Here is a 16,437-nt window from a genome sequence, read left to right on the forward strand (position 1 = left end):
GAATTGGGATTCGTATTGCGCAGGGTTAGCTAATATACGTGACCGGCGGCAGAGTAGCAATGACCTGTAGCACGCAAATTCCGGGGAAAAATGGCATCTTCGCAGGATGATGAAAAGGCTTTTGATACTCGTTTTAATGCTGATTTCCGCTTCCGCGTTGCGGGCACAGGACTCCCTGCAAGTGGTGGGCATCCGTTCACCCATGAGCCGGGGCGAGCAGCCGGGGTTTGCCATTCGCATTCCACAAGCCAAACCAAAAGAACTTGGGAGCGGATGGAAAAAATATGTGCGCAGTCAATCCAAAAACAGCGTATCGCTGGAAGGTAACGAGTGGATCATGAACCGGGGACCGGTGAAAGGACTTGGCGAAGATTCGCTCATCAGCTACGCCCGATTCCGGGAGGAAGCAGGCGCGACCCTGGGCGAATTTTTTATTGGTACCGATGACCAGAATTTCTTCACCGGAGAACATGCCAAGGCGGCGCTGGTCCGCTCCTGGTTGCGGGAATTCGGCGTGCAACAATACCGGGAAGCGGTCGAAGACGAATTGAAACAGGCGGAGCGCACCCTGGACACCTACGAACAGGAACTCAAGTCGCTCGAAAACGCCAACGAGAATTCCGAAAAGAGGATCCGGGAAAACAAGCGCGACATTGATCGCTTACAAAGCGAGATCGGAGAGAACAAACGCGAGCAGGAAATGAAGAGCCAGCAGATCCTCGATCAGAAAAAAACAGTCGCCTTGTATCCGGAGGGCGAAATGCGCGATATCGAAGAAAAGAAACTGAAGCAACTCGAAAAGGAAAAGCGCAGACTGGAAAAGGATAAGGAGTCGAAGGAAGGCGATATTGACGACAAGGAGATCGAGAACAAACGCATGGACAAGGCCATCGACGAGAATACCCGAAACGTCATTCCCATAAAGCAGGAATTGATCGGTTATCAGAAAAACCTGGTGGCCGATATCAGGAAAAAACTCGAGGGCATTCGCTGATTCCCCATGCGCATTGATATCCTGACGATCCTTCCCGAATTGCTGGAAGGCCCCTTCTCCCACTCCATCCTCAAACGGGCGGAACAGAAAGGGCTTGCGGAGATTCACCTGAACAACATCCGGGAGTTCTCACTCGACAAGCACCGCAGTGTCGATGATTACGCTTATGGCGGTGGCGCGGGTATGGTCATGATGGCTGAACCGATCGTTCGCTGCATTGAACATCTACAGGAACAGCGCACCTACGACGAGATCATCTACATGACACCCGATGGTGACCTGCTCAATCAGAAGATAGCCAACGAACTCAGTCTGCGCGGCAACCTCATGATCCTGTGTGGACATTACAAGGGGATTGATCAACGCATCCGCGACCGCTGGATCACCCGCGAGATCTCGATCGGCGATTACGTCTTGTCGGGAGGCGAGTTGGGAGCTGCTGTCCTCACCGATGCGATCGTGCGGCTGCTTCCGGGGGTACTCAATGACGAAACGAGCGCCCTCTCCGACTCCTTCCAGGACGATTTGCTGGCGCCACCGGTTTACACCCGACCCGCGGACTTTCGCGGGATGCCGGTGCCGGAAATCCTGCTCAGCGGCAACTTCGCCCGCATCGACGATTGGCGGCACCAGCAGTCTGTGGAGCGAACCCGGCAACGCCGACCCGATCTCCTCAGAGGGCGTGAAAAGGAGTAAAAAAATCCATTTCGAGGCTTTTTTAAAACGAATTATTCCCTATATTTGCCGTCCGGTTTCGGGCGAACGAAGCCGTAAATAGCTGAAAATCATGGACTTGATTAAAATCGCCGCCGAAAACATCATCGTGAAGCGCGAGCACCCGGTCTTCAAAGCCGGTGATACGGTGACTGTTTACTATAAGATCATCGAAGGTAACAAGGAGCGTATCCAGCAGTACCAGGGTGTGGTATTGCAACGCAAAGGCTCCGGACTTGCCCAGACCTTCACCGTTCGCAAGATTTCCAACGGCGTAGGTGTTGAACGTATCTTCCCGCTGCAATCACCGAAGATCGACAAGATCGTAGTCGACAAGCGCGGTATCGTTCGTCGTGCCCGCATCTTCTATCTCCGCGGCATCTCCGGCAAAAAAGCCCGCATCGAAGAAAAGAAGTCTTAAGATATCCGATTCAAATTTCTCTGAGAACCCTGCACCTGCGTGTGGGGTTTTCTTTTTGAGGGACGAGATGCGGCGGACGGGTTAATGGTTCCGCGTTTCGGGTTTCGCGTTTCGGGTTGAGTAAAAATTGAAAGTGAATCCCAAGTCCTGATCTGAAATTGCCTGTAACTTGAATGGTTGAATTTGATTCCCTCGTCCCTCGTCCCTCGTCCCTCGTCCCTCGTCCCTCGTCCCTCGTCCCTCGTCCCTCGTCCCTCGTCCCTCGTCCCTCGTCCCTCGTCCCTCGTCCCTCAATACTGGTCTGTAGCCAACAAGACCAGCGTACACGCCTCTTCCGTTTCGATACCCAGCGCTTCCGCTTTCTTTTTTAGTTCAGGATTCTCGGCTCCGGGATTGAAGATGATTCGGCGTGGACGAAGGGACAGCAGGTAGTCCATCATAGTTTCTTGCGCCTTTTCACCCAGGTAGAGTGTCACCGTATCCAGATCTGTCAAGCCGGGTTGTCCGGTGAGAAACTCCACATTTTCTACCCTTCCCGGTCGTGGGGCAAGGGCCAGTACTTCGTGGCCATGCAGTAAAAGGGAACGAATCGCCTTGTTGGAATAGCGTTCAGGCTTTTCGGAAGCCCCTACGACCAAGGTTCTTTTAGAAACGGTCATGCACAAAGATACCGAACAACCAGGCCCGGCACTATGCTGTTCGTCAGCATTCCTCGATGTAGTTCAGGTCCTTGCTGAAGGTGTCGCGCAGCGTCAGGATCCCGATCAGTGCCAGCAGGGAACAGATCAGTCCCACGACCAAGGCGCTGTAGACCTTTGGTGTCGGGCTGGTTGAAAAGTATGGCTCCAGAAATTTATACAAGAGGGTTATTGGCACGACCGCACCGCGGACGAAGTTGGGCACCGTATTGGTGACCGTCGACCGGATATTCGTGCCGAACTGTTCCGAAGCGATGGTGACAAAGAGCGCCCAGTATCCGGTTGCCGAACCGAGCAGGAAGCACATGAGATAGAACCAGTCCGTTGAGGTGGAATAAGGAAATAGAAACAGCCAGACCAGGACGACGGAAAGCAAAATATATCCGATCACCACCTTCTTACGAGAGCGGAAGAACTGGCTGAACAATCCGCTGAGCAGATCGCCGAAGGAAAGTCCGATGTATGCATACATGATGGCCGTACCGGTAACCACATCCGGAATCCCGAGTTCTTTGGTGATGCCACCCGACAAGGCGATCAGGATACCGATGATGTACCAGATCGGCAAGCCGATGAAGATGCAGCTCAGGTATTTGAAGAACAAAGTCCGGCTGCGGAAGAGGGCGAAGAAGTCGCCTCGTCGCACGTGCGATTCGCTTTTCACCTTCTTATACATGCCCGACTCGATGGTTCCGATACGTAAAAAGAGCAGGAATAATCCCAGCAAACCGCCAACGAGGTAAGCCATTTGCCAACCCACCAGGGCCGTTCCAAGGTGTTCGTTGCACCAGCTTGCCATGATCGCCCCCTCCTTTCCCACGATGGACGCAAACACTGCTCCCAACGCACCAAAGGTCACGATGATCATGGTGCCATAGCCGCGGGTTTCCTTGCTCATGGTTTCCACCACCAGGGTGATGCCGGCACCCAGTTCGCCTGCCAGTCCCAGTCCTGCCAGCAGGCGCACCACGGCGTAGCTGTCGAGGGTGGTAACGAACGCATTGGCTATGTTGGCCGCCGAATACAACAAGATGGATCCGAACAGTACGGAGAGCCTTCCTTTCCGATCACCCAACACACCCCAAAGAATACCGCCCAGCAGCATTCCGATCATCTGGCAATTGAAGAGAAAGATCTCGTTACGCTCGTAGTCGCCATCCCCCAATCCAAGCGCCTGCAGGCTTTCCTTCTTGACGACATTGAAGAGGATCAGGTCGTAGATATCGACAAAGTACCCCAGGGAAGCGACAATGACCAGCAGGTTGAACGGACTACGGATAGCGGTCTGTTGTTTCATGGAATGCAAAATACAGGAAGGTGCATTAGAATAAAAGGGCTATTTCGGAAAAATAAGGGTCGATCCGGCACGCACGCCTGGCCATCACAACAGACTGGCAGACGCGTTATGAGGGGAATCCATCAAACTTGCTGGCACGACTCTTCTATCTGCATCTAGGACGTGCTCCTCATTCGGAATTCGGTATAAACCGCTTCCGTGCGAACGCTCTTCCTGATCCCGTCTTTAGGTAATGTTCAAAGTGAACCGCGCGTTCTTTCTGTTGAAAAGCTGCACACCAAATTAATGATACAGGTCGATGTTTGCTGGTAAAAACACTGCCACCAGACTGATGTCGCTTGACTCGAGCACGAAGGTCACTCGTTCTTCCGACGTAGTGCCGACCATCATTTAGTTTTAGGATATAAACGAAATACCACACGAAGGACAAATTAAAACCTAATCAGTCATCATCTAAACCACTATAATCGGTTTAATTCATTAAACGAAATTGGCACGTCTGGTGCTGCACAAAAGAATGGATGGCTTCGCCGAAGTGCACATGAACTGGACCAAGGCCAAATTTTATGGTGCAAAGTAAAAGGTCCGCCTACGCGCTAAAGCGCTTCGGCAGTTTGAAGTTGGATCCCGTCCGCCGTAGTCCGCATGAAGTGGACCATCATCAGAGCTAAGTGCGTAAAGCAAATGTCCGCCTACGCGCTAAAGCGCTTCGGCAGTTTGAAGTTGGATCCCGTCCGCCGTAGTCCGCATGAAGTGGACCTTGATCAGAGATTAGGGCGTAAAGCAAAAGTCCGCCTACGCGCTAAAGCGCTTCGGCGGACGTAGGCGGAGAGGGAGGGATTCGAACCCCCGGTGCGTTTGACCGCACACCTGATTTCGAATCAGGCACATTCGACCACTCTGACACCTCTCCGTATCCCGTGGTTCCTGAGGGGCGCAAAGGTAGGAATTTACCTTAAAATAATGGTTTATTGGCTTTGTCGTTTCGAGATTCGACGCTGAGCTAAAGCGCTGGCTACCTGAAGAAAAAGCTTTAGGCAACAGAAAGATGAGACTCCAGGCCAGGCAACAACAGAAAAAAAATCGTCCGCCAACGCGCTAAGGCGCTTCGGCGGACGTTGGCGGAGAGAGAGGGATTCGAACCCCCGGAACCTTGCGGTTCAACGGTTTTCAAGACCGCCGCAATCGACCGCTCTGCCATCTCTCCGATGCGAAAATAGGAAATACCGGCCAATCCAAGGCTTTTTCGAGCATTTCAACTGAGGTGAAAATCAGCGATTACGCTGTGTAGGCGACCAGATGCCGCTTCGCACCCCGCCCAGGTAGCGGAAGTACCCCTGGGCCAGGGCAATGTTCATGAAGACAAAATAAGCGACAAAACGCACGCTCTTCAGGTGCAAACCGAACTTGCGCAAGCTCCATTCCCAGGCCGGGGATAACAGCAGGATCACTTCCACCGTGAGCAAGACCGCCCATTCGCGCTGGTAAAAAGCAAGGCAGGCAAGGGTGAAAAGGGAAAGCAGGATGAACAGGGGCGTGAACCAACGCAGGACCTTATGCGAGAGAAAGCAGAATCCGATCGGGTTCAACGGCTGCAGGATCCAGCGTTTGAAGAAGGAGAGATTCTGAAAATTGCCTGCGGAGATCCTTGCTTTGCGCCGGTACTCCTGGTACATGTCGTTGGAGACATCTTCGTAACAGATCGCATCCAGTTCGTTGATCGAACGATACCCCTGCTCCATCACTCGCATGGCGATGTAGAAATCGTCGACCAGGTTGGTGGCCGGAACATCCTGGTACAAGGATCGTCGTAACGCGTAGCAGCCCCCGAACGGGCCCATCATCGTACCCCAGACCAGCCCTTCGTGGTACTTGATCAGATTCTCCCGCTCGATGTACGCCTTCTCCTGAAACGAGATGCCGTCGCGGCGCATACCGACGTTGAGGATGTTCGCCCCAACCAATCCGATTCGCTCATCCCGGAAATGCCGTACGAGACGGAACGCGGTTTCGGGTTCGGGCATGACATTGGCATCAGTAAGGATGAGCAGCGGGAAGCGAGCTTCCCGAACAAGGTCGTTCACCACGGAGGGCTTTCCTCTCCGTTCGGGGAAAAGGAAGATCCGGATCCTGGGCGAACGATTTGCAAATTCACGGAGCAACGAATTCGTCCTGTCAAACGAGGCATCGGAACCTACCAGTATCTCCAGCCGGTCCTCGGGGTAATCGGAGGCCAGGAGGGCTTCGAGCTTTTCTGCAATGACGCGTTCCTCGTTGTATGCGGCGATGATGAAGGAAATTCCCGGAAGTGCCGCTGCGTCCCTGGTAAATTGAACAGTGCCGGAACTTTTATCCCGGGAACGGATCGCCAGGTACAGGGGAAATAGCACATACGAGTAACAGATTAGTCCGGCACTCAACAGAAAAACGGAAAGCAGGAAGAAAAACATGCGGTTCTGGCGCGTAAAAATAGTCAAACTCAGGCGGTTTCTATCGGGTGAAGATGTCGTCTCCTTTCGTCACACCCTTGTTAAAAAAGCCGTCTTCCCTACTGAACCCCAGCCCCTTTCGTATCTTTACAGCATACCCCAACCGCCATGAAAATCAGGATCCTGTTACTTGCCATGCTATGGTCCACGATGGCCGCCGCAGCGGGTCGTGTCAAGGCTTACCTGGACCTGGCCGCGTTTGATTCACCGGGTCAGTCGCCTTATGTCGAATCATATCTCAACGTGGTGGGCAATTCCGTCAGGCTCCGGCAGCTAAGCGACGGGAAGTTTCAGGCCTCCATTGAAGTCCAGTGGATCTTCAGCAAGGAAGAGCAGATCGTCTATTTCGACAAGTACAATCTCCTCGGACCAGCGGTCGACACTTCGGTTATCAGTGTAAGCCCCGATTTCATCGACCAGGTTCGCGTTCCGCTTGCTCCCGGCGAATACAAACTGGAGGTCCGCATTCGTGACAACAACTCCGATGGCGAACCGGTCTCCGTGGTTCAGCCGTTGACCCTCCGTTTTCCTGACAAACAAGTCGGCATCTCGGATATCGAATTCCTGGAATCGATCAGAACTTCCGACGGAAAGAATAAATTCTCGAAGTCCGGTTTCGACCTCATTCCGAATGTTCATTCCTATTACCCCAAGGACATCCAGACCCTTCGGTTCTATGCCGAAGTATATCGTTCCAAAGAACTGATCGGCGGCGACTTCCTGGTTCGCTACTTTGTTGTACAGCATGAATCCAACGCCATTCAAACGGACTTCGCCGGCTTCAAACGCGTCTCCGCTGCCGATGTAGTTCCGGTCATGATCGAAATGCCGATTGATAAACTCTTGTCCGGCAATTATCAGTTGGTTGTCGAAGTGCGCGACCGGGAAAACAAAGTCCTCGGACAGCGCACCGCCTTTTTCCAGCGAAGCAATGTGCTGGAAAAACCGGTCGTCACCGATAACATCTCCGCTATTCCGGTTGAAGGCACGTTTGCCTCGCTGTTGAGTTATGAAGACACGCTTCGCCAAGCCATTGATTGTCTTTATCCGATTTCTTCCCAACTCGAATTACAGATCGCGGAGACCCAGTTGAAGATCTCCGATATCCGGTCGATGCAACAATACGTCAACTATTTCTGGAGCCGTCATGCACCCGAGGATCCGGAAAAAGGCTGGCGGGAATACCAATTGGAAGTCCAGAAGGTGAACGCTTCCTTCGGTACACGGAACATGAAAGGTTATGAAACCGACCGTGGACGCGTTTATCTCCAGTACGGACCTCCGAATACGATCGTCACCGAAACAACCGATCCCAACTCCTACCCTTACGAGATCTGGCATTACTACAAGGCCGGTGATCAGACAAACCGGAAGTTCGTGTTCTACTCGACCGAACTGTCGGCGAACGTTTATCGTCTGCTCCATTCCGATGCCCGGGGAGAATTGCAGGAACCGAACTGGGAACTGAAACTTCACAGCCGTTCACAGCAGTTCGGCGTCGATATGGACCAGGGAAATTCGTTCGATACCTACGGCAGTCAGACGAAAGAGAACTTCCGTATGCCGAAGTAATCCGAGCCTGTTAGGCCATTCCAAAAACCCTTGCATCTTTGCAGGGGTTTTTCATTCGTATGTCCAATCAGCCTGCGCGCGTCGCTGTCGTCATCCTCAACTGGAATGGCAAGAAATTCCTGGAGCAGTTTCTGCCGGACGTGATCCGTTGCAGCCAACCCCTGGGGCGCGTGGTGATTGCCGATAACGCCTCTACCGATGATTCGCTGAACTGGGTACGCAGCCATCATCCCGAAGTGGAAATCATCGCACTGCCGGATAACACCGGCTACACCGGTGGATACAATGCTTCGCTGAAGCAGGTGCAGGCCGAATTCTACGTGTTGCTTAATTCCGATGTGGAAGTTACCCCCGGATGGCTGGAACCCCTGGTAGCGCTCGCTGATCGGCACCCCACCTTGGGTGCGGCCCAACCCCGGATCCGCGCATTCAACGACCGGACGCATTTCGAATACGCCGGTGCCGCAGGTGGATTCATCGATCATCTCGGCTATCCGTTTTGCCGAGGCCGGATCTTTCAATCGCTGGAACGGGACGAAGAGCAATATGCTGATGAACTACCGGTATTCTGGGCCACCGGCGCCTGCATGTTCGTTCGCTCCAAGGTCTTTCACCAGGTTGGCGGACTTGATGATCGTTTCTTCGCGCACATGGAAGAGATCGACTTCTGTTGGAGGATCCAACGGGCGGGCTTTGATGTATGGGTCAGCCCGAAAAGTATCGTGTATCACGTGGGTGGCGGCACGCTTCCGAAGTACAATCCACGGAAAACCTACCTCAATTTCAGGAATAACCTCTTAATGCTTTATAAAAACCTGGATTTCAACGAATTCCAAAAAGTTTACCGAATTCGCTGGTGGCTGGACCGCCTGGCCGCCTTTCAGTTTCTCATCACCAGCGGCCAAGCCGACGCGAAGGCTGTTTTACAAGCCCACCGTGACTTTTTGAAACTCCGTGAACAATACCCGAAGAGTGATCAAAAGCCTCACTGGAAAGGGTTTCCAGGGGTTTATCCACGCTCGATCCTGCTGGATCACTATCTTCGCGGTGTCAAACGCTTTTCAGCATTGCAACGATATTTCCCCGCCAACGGCCGAAATTCAAGCCATCTGTAAGGCGACCGATCAAATTCAGGCAACCGTCCTCCCAGGATACACTATAATCAGGGCTGGCCGTTAGTGGCTCTGAGCACACGATTGTTATGGGTACCGAAAGCGTCGATCTATTGATCCAGCGGGCACAAGTATTGCGCTCGCGGAACGTCCATCAGGCCATGAACCTGTTGGATGACGCTCTTGCGCTTGCCCAACAGTTCGACTACAAGCAGGGAATCGCGCAAGTCATCCGGGAAAAGGCGGCTTGCCACCTCTCCCAGCAACACTACAAGCATGCGCTGACGGCTTATTCGGAAGCCTTGCAGTTCTATCGGGATCTGTCGGACCGTACCGGTCAACTGTCCTGTCTGGCGGAACTTTCGAATATCTACTTCAAACTGGGCGATTGCCCTTCGTCGCTGCAATACGTACTCGACTGCCTGAAGATCCACACCGACGCGGGCGATAGCGAAGGAATTGCGCAGTGCTACAATGAGATCGGAAAGATCTACATCTACCTGCAGGATTATCCCAACGCCATCGAACATTTCCGCAAGGCGCTTCGGATCTACGAAGGATTGAAGTTGCGGCCGGAAATGGTCAATTCATTCTTCTTCCTCGGCAACGCCTATAACTGGGCCGATGAGTTTGATAAATCGCTTTACTACCTCCTACGTGCGCAAAACGCGCTGGACGAGATCAAGGATATCGACATCCGAACCAAAGTACTCGGAAGCCTGGCCATCCTGCACACCAAGCTGAAGGAATACGACAAATCGCTGAATTACTTCAACGAAGCCCTTCGTGCCGCTGAAGACGGCGCGAGCCCTACGGTCAAGGCGCAATTGAAGAAGAGCCTCGGCAATCTGTATATCGAACTTACGCAGTACGACAAGGCAATCGATGTCCTGCTTTCCGCCATGGAAGCTGCACAGTCGTCACCCCTGGAAGCGCAGCTAGTCAAGATCCATCAGTTTCTGGCAACCGCTTACGAGAAGATCGGCGACCATGCCTCCGCGCTGGAACATTTCAAAAAGTACTTCGACCTCGACCGGGAAATCCTCAGCGAGGAAGTCAGCTTGAAAACGAAAGCCCTGCATGTGAAGTACGACCTGGAAGAGTTGCGCAAGCAAAAGGAGATAGCGGAGCTTTCCGATAAATTAAAGGAACAATTCTTAGCCAACGTCAGCCACGAGATCCGCACCCCGATGAACGGCGTGTTGGGCATGGCCCACCTGCTGGCGCGCACCAACCCTACCCGGGAACAGCAGGAATACATCGATGCCATCCGTTTGTCGGCCAACAACCTGATGGTGATCATCAACGACATCCTCGACTTCTCCAAGATCAACGCGGGGAAGATCGAATTCAGCGAGACGGAATTCAACATCCGCGAACTGATGAAAGGCATCGTGCAGATCCTGCAGGTAAAGGCGGAAGAGAAGAAGATCCAGATCGGCTGCACCATCGACTACCACGTAAAGGATGTCCTATCCGGAGACCCGATCCGCCTGAACCAGATCCTGGTCAACCTGATGGGCAATGCCGTCAAGTTCACCGAGAAGGGCAAGGTGATGCTGGACATCCGGGTACTGGAAAGTCGTGAACAAAGCTGCCGGCTGCGGTTCCGCGTGACCGACACGGGTATTGGCATCCCGGATAACAAGCTGCACAAGATCTTCGAGAGCTTCGAGCAGGTGGAAGATCATAAGCGACGTTTCGAAGGCACCGGACTTGGTCTCACCATCGTAAAACAATTGGTCGAACTGCAGGGCGGTTCCATTTCAGTCCGCAGTAAGGTCGGCGAAGGATCCGAGTTTACGGTCGACATGAATTTCCGGATCGGGAAGCAGGTCGGTCAACAACCCGTAGCGGAACCGATCCCATCCGAACAACAGGATGTACAGCATGTCCGTGTATTGGTTGTGGAAGACAATAAGGTCAACCAACTGCTGGTAAAGAACATGCTCCGGAAATTCGGTTTCGAACAGTTCGACACCGCATCCAATGGACGGGAAGCACTCGAGCAGCTTCGCAACCAGGATTATGATATGATCCTGATGGATATCCAGATGCCGGAAATGGACGGCTATGAGATCACGCGCGAGATCCGGCAACGGATGCGCCGGGAGATCCGTCTGGTTCCGATCATCGCGCTCACCGCCGATGCTTCCGACAAGGAAAAGGCACGGGCGAAGGAAGCCGGCATGAACGATTATGTCGTCAAGCCCTATACTCCGGAAGAATTGTACAATGCCATGGCCCGTTTCATTCCCGATCCGGGTGTGCCGGCTCCTGCGCGTGACGCGGTCCCATCCCGTTCCGCACTGCCGGGCATGAGTATCGACTTTCTGGAAAAGTATACGGGAGGCGACCAGGAACTTGCCATCCAACTGATTGACATCTTTCTGCGCCAACTTCCGGACGCGCTGGAAAAACTCGAGTACCACATTCCGAAAAAGGAATGGAAACAGGTTCACGCGATCGCGCACAAACTGAAATCCAGCGTATCGATTTTCGAATTGTCCGAACTGAAGAAGCGCATCATCAACATCGAGGAACATGCCCGTGACCAGGTGAACCTGGAAGAGGTACCTCGACTTTTCTCAGAAGTCAGGGAGTTGGGACGCATCGCGTCGCGAAACCTGGAAGCTGAACTGATGAAATTGCGGGCTGCTGTCCGTTCCTAAGGAACTTATTCGATCGAAAAACGATCACCCTCCATCGCCAGGGTCGTGGAGGCATAGACCGCCTTGGCCTCTTCCAACAGCGGATACAGGTTTTTATAGCGGGCAGAGAAATGTCCGATGATCAGTCGCTTGACTTGGGCATCCCGGGCGATCGCGGCGGCCTGACCGGCGGTCGAGTGAAACGTCTCCCGCGCCCGGTCCTCCAGGTCGCTAAGAAATGTGGCTTCGTGATAAAGGAGGTCAACCCCCCGAACAGTATCCGTCAGTCGAGGATCGTAGATCGTATCTGAACAAAATGCATAGGAGCGGGCACGTTGCGGGTCGAGTGTCAGCTCACGGTTGGGAATGATGCTCCCGGTTTCCGTGACGAAATCTTGTCCGGCCTTGAGTATAGGATACGCGCTAACCGGCACCTGGTATTCAGCCAGCCGTTCCCGGATGAGTTTGCGCGGGCGCTGCTTCTCACGAAAGAGGAAGCCGGTGCAGGGTATCCGGTGATTGAGGGGGAAACACTCCACCACCAGCAGATCATCTTCGTAGACTGTTCCCGGCCGTTTGGGATCGGTGAAGTGCCAATTGATCGGATACCGGAGGTTCGTCTCGGAGTACTTCAATTGGATCTCCACGATCTCGCGAAGCTCCGGTGCCGAGTAGATGTGCAATTCAGTCGTTCTCCCCTGCAAGTGCATGGTGGAGATCAGTCCCAATAAACCGAGGTAATGGTCGCCGTGCAGGTGGCTGATGAAAATGTGATTAATCCGGTGGAACTTGATGCGGTAACGGTTCAACTGGATCAAGGTTCCTTCACCGCAGTCCATCAGAAAAAACCGCTCATGGATGTTGATCACCTGAGCGGTCGGATGTCGTTGGTAAATGGGGGTAGCGGAACTGCTACCGAGAATGGTAATCTCGAAACTCATCAGTGACCGGACACGATCATCCGGCGCGTGAAAGTCTGCTTCCCGTTCGTGACAGAGTACAGATAAACACCGGATTGGAAGTCATCCGCGCGGAATTGCAGTCGGTTCTGGCCTTTTTGTACCTGATAGGTTTCGGTACTAACGATATTACCCAGCAGATCGGCAATGGTTACTACAATACGGTCCGCAGCAGGAGAGCCGACAATCACCTCAGTAATGTTGCCGAAGGGGTTGGGCAGGTTTTGCGAAACGAAGAAACCGGAAGGAACGAGGCTGGTGATTCCCACGTTCTGGTCGATATACAAGGTGTAATTATCGTTGGAAGACGGTAAGGTCTGGGGAACGCCCAACACACGGCCATACACCATCAGGTTGACGACCAACGGGTAGCTGCCGATTTGTCCACTGGTCGGCGCGCTTCCTTCCAATACGAAACATCCGTTCGAACCACCCGGAAAACTACAGTTGCTTGGATTGCAGGAATAGCTGAAACCGGAGGGTAAGCCGGTCACACCGGTAACATTGATGGAGTCGATGATCGCCGGTAATCCGAGGTACGTCGTATCTACGGGTACCAGAATCTGAAAGGTCGTCGAATAGGGAATCCCAACGGTTGCACGCGGTATGCCGGATAAGGAATCCGGGTAAATGCCGGGGCCGGCCGTTGTCGCACCCGGATCCGGCGTGCACTGTGCCATGCTACGCGACGAAACACCGAGCACTAAACATGTTGCGATCGAAAGTAAAATTGAACGCATAGGCTGGATCAGGATTCCTTGTGGAGTTGTTTTTCGACTTCTTCCATAAAGATATAATCGACCGCTTCGCTGATGGTCGGAAGGACCGTGAGCATGTTGTCGAGTTGGGAAATGGAAATGAGTTTACGGACGTGATCCTGCACGCTGGTCAGGACATAAGTACCGTTCGTATCCCGGCACAGGCGGTAACCGGTGAGGATGGCGCTAAGACCGGAAGAATCACAATACTGAACCTCGGAAAGGTCGACGATCATGTTCTTGTATCCCTGGTGGTGCATCATCACGATTTCGGCTTTCAATTCCGGTGCGACACCGGATGTCAGCTTGCTCTCGTGGACTTTGATGACCACGTATTTATCCTGTCTGTCGATCGTCAGGTTCATGTTTTTGCTGTTTATTCAAAATTACGACTAATATGGAGGGGGCTGATCACACGGCTGTTAATTTTCAACAAGCCCGGACCCTTAAATTGTTAAAAAAGCCACCTACTCTACCCGCCCCGCCAGCAGGTACAAGACGGCCATCCGAACGGCAACTCCATTCTCAACCTGGTCCAGGATCAGGGACTGGTCGGAATCCGCAACGTCGCTGGTGATTTCCACGCCGCGGTTGATCGGCCCCGGATGCAGAATGGTGATCTTCTTACCAAGACTGTCAAGGATCTCCTTGTTCAGGCCGAAGAGCATCACGTACTCGCGGAGACTGGGGAAATACCGGATATCCTGGCGTTCCAACTGGATCCGCAACATGTTGGCTACATCACACCATTCGAGTGCCTGCCGAAGGTTATGCTCGACCCGCACACCCAACTGATCGATATGCCGGGGAATAAGGGTGGTGGGTCCACAGACCATCACCTCCGCTCCAAGTTTCTGCAGGCAAAGAATGTTCGAAAGCGCTACCCGCGAGTGCAGGATATCTCCGACGATTGCGACGCGTACTCCTTTCAGATCACCCAGTCGTTCGCGGATTGAAAAGGCATCCAGCAATGCCTGGGTAGGATGTTCGTGGGCACCGTCGCCGGCATTGACGATGTTCGCCTTTACATGCCGGGCCAGAAAGACGGCCGCTCCAGGCATCGGATGCCGCATGACGACGATGTCGACTTTCATCGCCAGGATGTTGTTCACGGTATCGATGAGCGTTTCCCCTTTGCTCACGGAGGAAGATGAAGCCGCGAAATTGATCACATCGGCCGAGAGCCGACGTTCGGCGAGCTCAAATGAAAGCCGTGTCCGGGTGCTATTCTCAAAGAACAGGTTGGCAATCGTCACATCCCGCAAGGAGGGCACCTTTTTGATCGGCCGGTTGATCACTTCCTTGAAGTTCTCCGCTGTCTGGAAAATAAGGTTGATATCCTCCGGTTGGAGGTCCTTGATACCGAGCAGGTGGCGAGTGCTAAGTGGGGACATGACTGCGGGTTCAGTGTTCCGGGTTTCCTGCCTACGCTAAAGCTTCGGCAGGCAGGCGAGTAATATGTTTCTGGTTTCTAGTTTCGAGTTTCGGGTTTCCTGTCTATGCTAAAGCTTCGGCAGGCAGGCGAGTTTCAGGTTTATCATGCTGCAAATGCCGAAGCATAAACAAGGAGGTTTCATTTTCTACTATTCACTGTTTACTGTTCACTATTCACTATTCACTGACCTACACCAACCAAATCCCATCCTCCCCATCCGTTTCTTTCCATTGCACTTTTACTTTCTCCTCTGTGATGGTATCGACTGAGATGCCGATGTAATCGGGTTCGATCGGAAGATGCCGGCTGTAGCGGCGGTCGATGAGTGTGAGCAATTCTACTTTCTCGGGTCGCCCGAAGTCGATGAGCGCATCCAGGCCGGAACGGATGGTTCGTCCAGTATAGAGTACGTCATCCACCAGCACGACCTTCAAGCCCTCGATCACGAAATCCATATTCGTTGCACAGGGGGCAAGGATCTCCCTGCGGCGAAAATCGTCCCGATAGAAGGTCACGTCCAGTTCTCCCAGGCGGATCTTTCGGCCTTCCAGGATGCGTTCCAGGTGCGCTTTCAAGCGGCGGGCGACGAAAACGCCTCGCGGCTGGAGTCCGATCAATGCAGTCTTGGAAAAATCCCCGTGATTCTCGATGAGTTGATAGCACAATCGCTGCATCGTGATGTCGAGGCGGGTGGCGTCGGCCAGGGGGCGTTTCTGCATAGTCGATCCCAAGGTAGGATGTTTAAGGGGCTGTTCCAATGTCCGCGATCAGGCAGGTTGTTGCCAGCCGAATTGCCGCAGATGATGGCGGGCGTGCTTGGCCAGTAACGCTACCCACTGTTCGAAGTTGAGGTCGCCGAAGAATGGGTTACGGATCCGTTTATCGGCTTGCCCTTCAAAGCACTTGACAAAATCGTGCAGCTCTGCTTCCAACTGCCGGATCAACTCCTCCATACTGGTCATCTTAGCAGGAAGCGGTTCCACCGGCATGAGTTGATTGACGGTATTGGGACGAAACTCCTTGGGACCAACGACGAACTCCTGCATGGCCGGCACGCGTTCGGCCGGCGTAAGGATTTCAGGAAATACGTCTTTGCCATTGGCGTTACGCACCGCTTCGCAAAGATGTTCAATCATCTGATGAACGTTCATCTTTCCGAACACAGGTGGCGTAGCGGGGTCGATCATTCGTAACTGGCGGGGAAACTCTTCCAGGAGGAATTGCAGGGATGTTTGCATGGTCGGTTGGCTGGTCAACTGCTAAGGTGCATAGGAATATTCAGCCCGGAAAAAGAAAAAAGCCGTCCCAGGGGACGGCTTTTTCTTTCTTGAGCTTCT

General features: G+C 53.2%; 16 protein-coding genes and 2 tRNA genes. 6 read left to right on the forward strand and 12 right to left on the reverse strand.

Translation table 11 applies throughout. The features are described from left to right. The first annotated feature begins 136 nt into the window (after positions 1-136). The 3 genes from IPJ96_10890 to rplS all read left to right on the forward strand — a co-directional run bounded on the left by IPJ96_10890 (position 137) and on the right by rplS (position 2,129). Positions 137-994: a hypothetical protein gene (locus tag IPJ96_10890; protein ID MBK7910841.1), complete on the forward strand. Its 858-nt coding sequence runs from the start codon at positions 137-139 to the stop codon at positions 992-994. A gap of 6 nt (positions 995-1,000) precedes the next feature. Continuing rightward, on the forward strand, positions 1,001-1,690 hold the full coding sequence (gene trmD, locus IPJ96_10895) for a tRNA (guanosine(37)-N1)-methyltransferase TrmD (GenBank protein ID MBK7910842.1): 690 nt from the start codon (positions 1,001-1,003) through the stop codon (positions 1,688-1,690). A 91-nt stretch (positions 1,691-1,781) separates the two neighbouring features. After that, on the forward strand, positions 1,782-2,129 hold the full coding sequence (gene rplS / locus IPJ96_10900; protein ID MBK7910843.1) for a 50S ribosomal protein L19: 348 nt from the start codon (positions 1,782-1,784) through the stop codon (positions 2,127-2,129). 290 nt (positions 2,130-2,419) lie between these two features. Here rplS and IPJ96_10905 read toward each other — a convergent pair whose 3' ends face one another. The 6 genes from IPJ96_10905 to IPJ96_10930 form a co-directional block, all read right to left on the reverse strand. Next, complete coding sequence (locus tag IPJ96_10905) at positions 2,420-2,788, reverse strand: CoA-binding protein (GenBank protein ID MBK7910844.1); 369 nt, start codon at positions 2,786-2,788, stop codon at positions 2,420-2,422. Between the two features lie 43 nt (positions 2,789-2,831). After that, entirely contained in the window at positions 2,832-4,124 is a 1,293-nt protein-coding gene (locus IPJ96_10910) for an MFS transporter (GenBank protein ID MBK7910845.1), read from the reverse strand. A gap of 169 nt (positions 4,125-4,293) precedes the next feature. After that, positions 4,294-4,545 carry a GIY-YIG nuclease family protein gene (locus IPJ96_10915; GenBank protein ID MBK7910846.1) on the reverse strand — a complete coding sequence of 84 codons (252 nt, stop codon included), beginning with the start codon at positions 4,543-4,545 and terminating at the stop codon, positions 4,294-4,296. Between the two features lie 405 nt (positions 4,546-4,950). Further along, positions 4,951-5,037, reverse strand: a tRNA-Ser gene (locus IPJ96_10920). 206 nt (positions 5,038-5,243) lie between these two features. Continuing rightward, a tRNA-Ser gene (locus IPJ96_10925) sits at positions 5,244-5,331 on the reverse strand. A 64-nt stretch (positions 5,332-5,395) separates the two neighbouring features. Then, positions 5,396-6,601 carry a glycosyltransferase gene (locus IPJ96_10930; GenBank protein MBK7910847.1) on the reverse strand — a complete coding sequence of 402 codons (1,206 nt, stop codon included), beginning with the start codon at positions 6,599-6,601 and terminating at the stop codon, positions 5,396-5,398. 120 nt (positions 6,602-6,721) lie between these two features. Between IPJ96_10930 and IPJ96_10935 the strand changes: the two genes are divergently transcribed. The 3 genes from IPJ96_10935 (at position 6,722) to IPJ96_10945 (ending at position 11,969) form a co-directional block, all read left to right on the forward strand. Then, positions 6,722-8,185: a GWxTD domain-containing protein gene (locus IPJ96_10935; GenBank protein ID MBK7910848.1), complete on the forward strand. Its 1,464-nt coding sequence runs from the start codon at positions 6,722-6,724 to the stop codon at positions 8,183-8,185. A gap of 59 nt (positions 8,186-8,244) precedes the next feature. Beyond that, complete coding sequence (locus IPJ96_10940) at positions 8,245-9,300, forward strand: glycosyltransferase family 2 protein (GenBank protein ID MBK7910849.1); 1,056 nt, start codon at positions 8,245-8,247, stop codon at positions 9,298-9,300. A gap of 86 nt (positions 9,301-9,386) precedes the next feature. Beyond that, positions 9,387-11,969: a tetratricopeptide repeat protein gene (locus IPJ96_10945; protein ID MBK7910850.1), complete on the forward strand. Its 2,583-nt coding sequence runs from the start codon at positions 9,387-9,389 to the stop codon at positions 11,967-11,969. Positions 11,970-11,974: 5 nt separating this feature from the next. On the opposite strand, the gene IPJ96_10950 is transcribed toward IPJ96_10945, so the two are convergent. The 6 genes from IPJ96_10950 to IPJ96_10975 all read right to left on the reverse strand — a co-directional run bounded on the left by IPJ96_10950 (position 11,975) and on the right by IPJ96_10975 (position 16,338). After that, a complete protein-coding gene (locus tag IPJ96_10950; GenBank protein MBK7910851.1) occupies positions 11,975-12,889 on the reverse strand; it encodes a ribonuclease Z in 915 nt (304 codons plus the stop codon). Beyond that, the gene (locus IPJ96_10955; GenBank protein ID MBK7910852.1) at positions 12,889-13,587 is read right to left on the reverse strand and encodes a T9SS type A sorting domain-containing protein; all 699 of its coding nucleotides are present in this window, start codon (positions 13,585-13,587) and stop codon (positions 12,889-12,891) included. Before IPJ96_10955 ends, IPJ96_10950 begins: the two co-directional genes overlap by 1 nt. Before the next feature lie 68 nt (positions 13,588-13,655). After that, positions 13,656-14,030, reverse strand: a complete 375-nt coding sequence (locus IPJ96_10960; protein MBK7910853.1) for an STAS domain-containing protein — start codon at positions 14,028-14,030, stop codon at positions 13,656-13,658. Between the two features lie 102 nt (positions 14,031-14,132). Beyond that, complete coding sequence (locus IPJ96_10965; protein ID MBK7910854.1) at positions 14,133-15,059, reverse strand: aspartate carbamoyltransferase catalytic subunit; 927 nt, start codon at positions 15,057-15,059, stop codon at positions 14,133-14,135. A gap of 229 nt (positions 15,060-15,288) precedes the next feature. Next, positions 15,289-15,819: a bifunctional pyr operon transcriptional regulator/uracil phosphoribosyltransferase PyrR gene (gene pyrR, locus IPJ96_10970; protein ID MBK7910855.1), complete on the reverse strand. Its 531-nt coding sequence runs from the start codon at positions 15,817-15,819 to the stop codon at positions 15,289-15,291. Between the two features lie 48 nt (positions 15,820-15,867). Then, the gene (locus IPJ96_10975) at positions 15,868-16,338 is read right to left on the reverse strand and encodes a DinB family protein (GenBank protein MBK7910856.1); all 471 of its coding nucleotides are present in this window, start codon (positions 16,336-16,338) and stop codon (positions 15,868-15,870) included. Positions 16,339-16,437: the final 99 nt, after the last annotated feature.

This window comes from Bacteroidota bacterium, from assembly GCA_016713765.1.
Taxonomy (GTDB): Bacteria; Bacteroidota; Bacteroidia; order AKYH767-A; family 2013-40CM-41-45; genus Pollutiaquabacter; species Pollutiaquabacter aromativorans.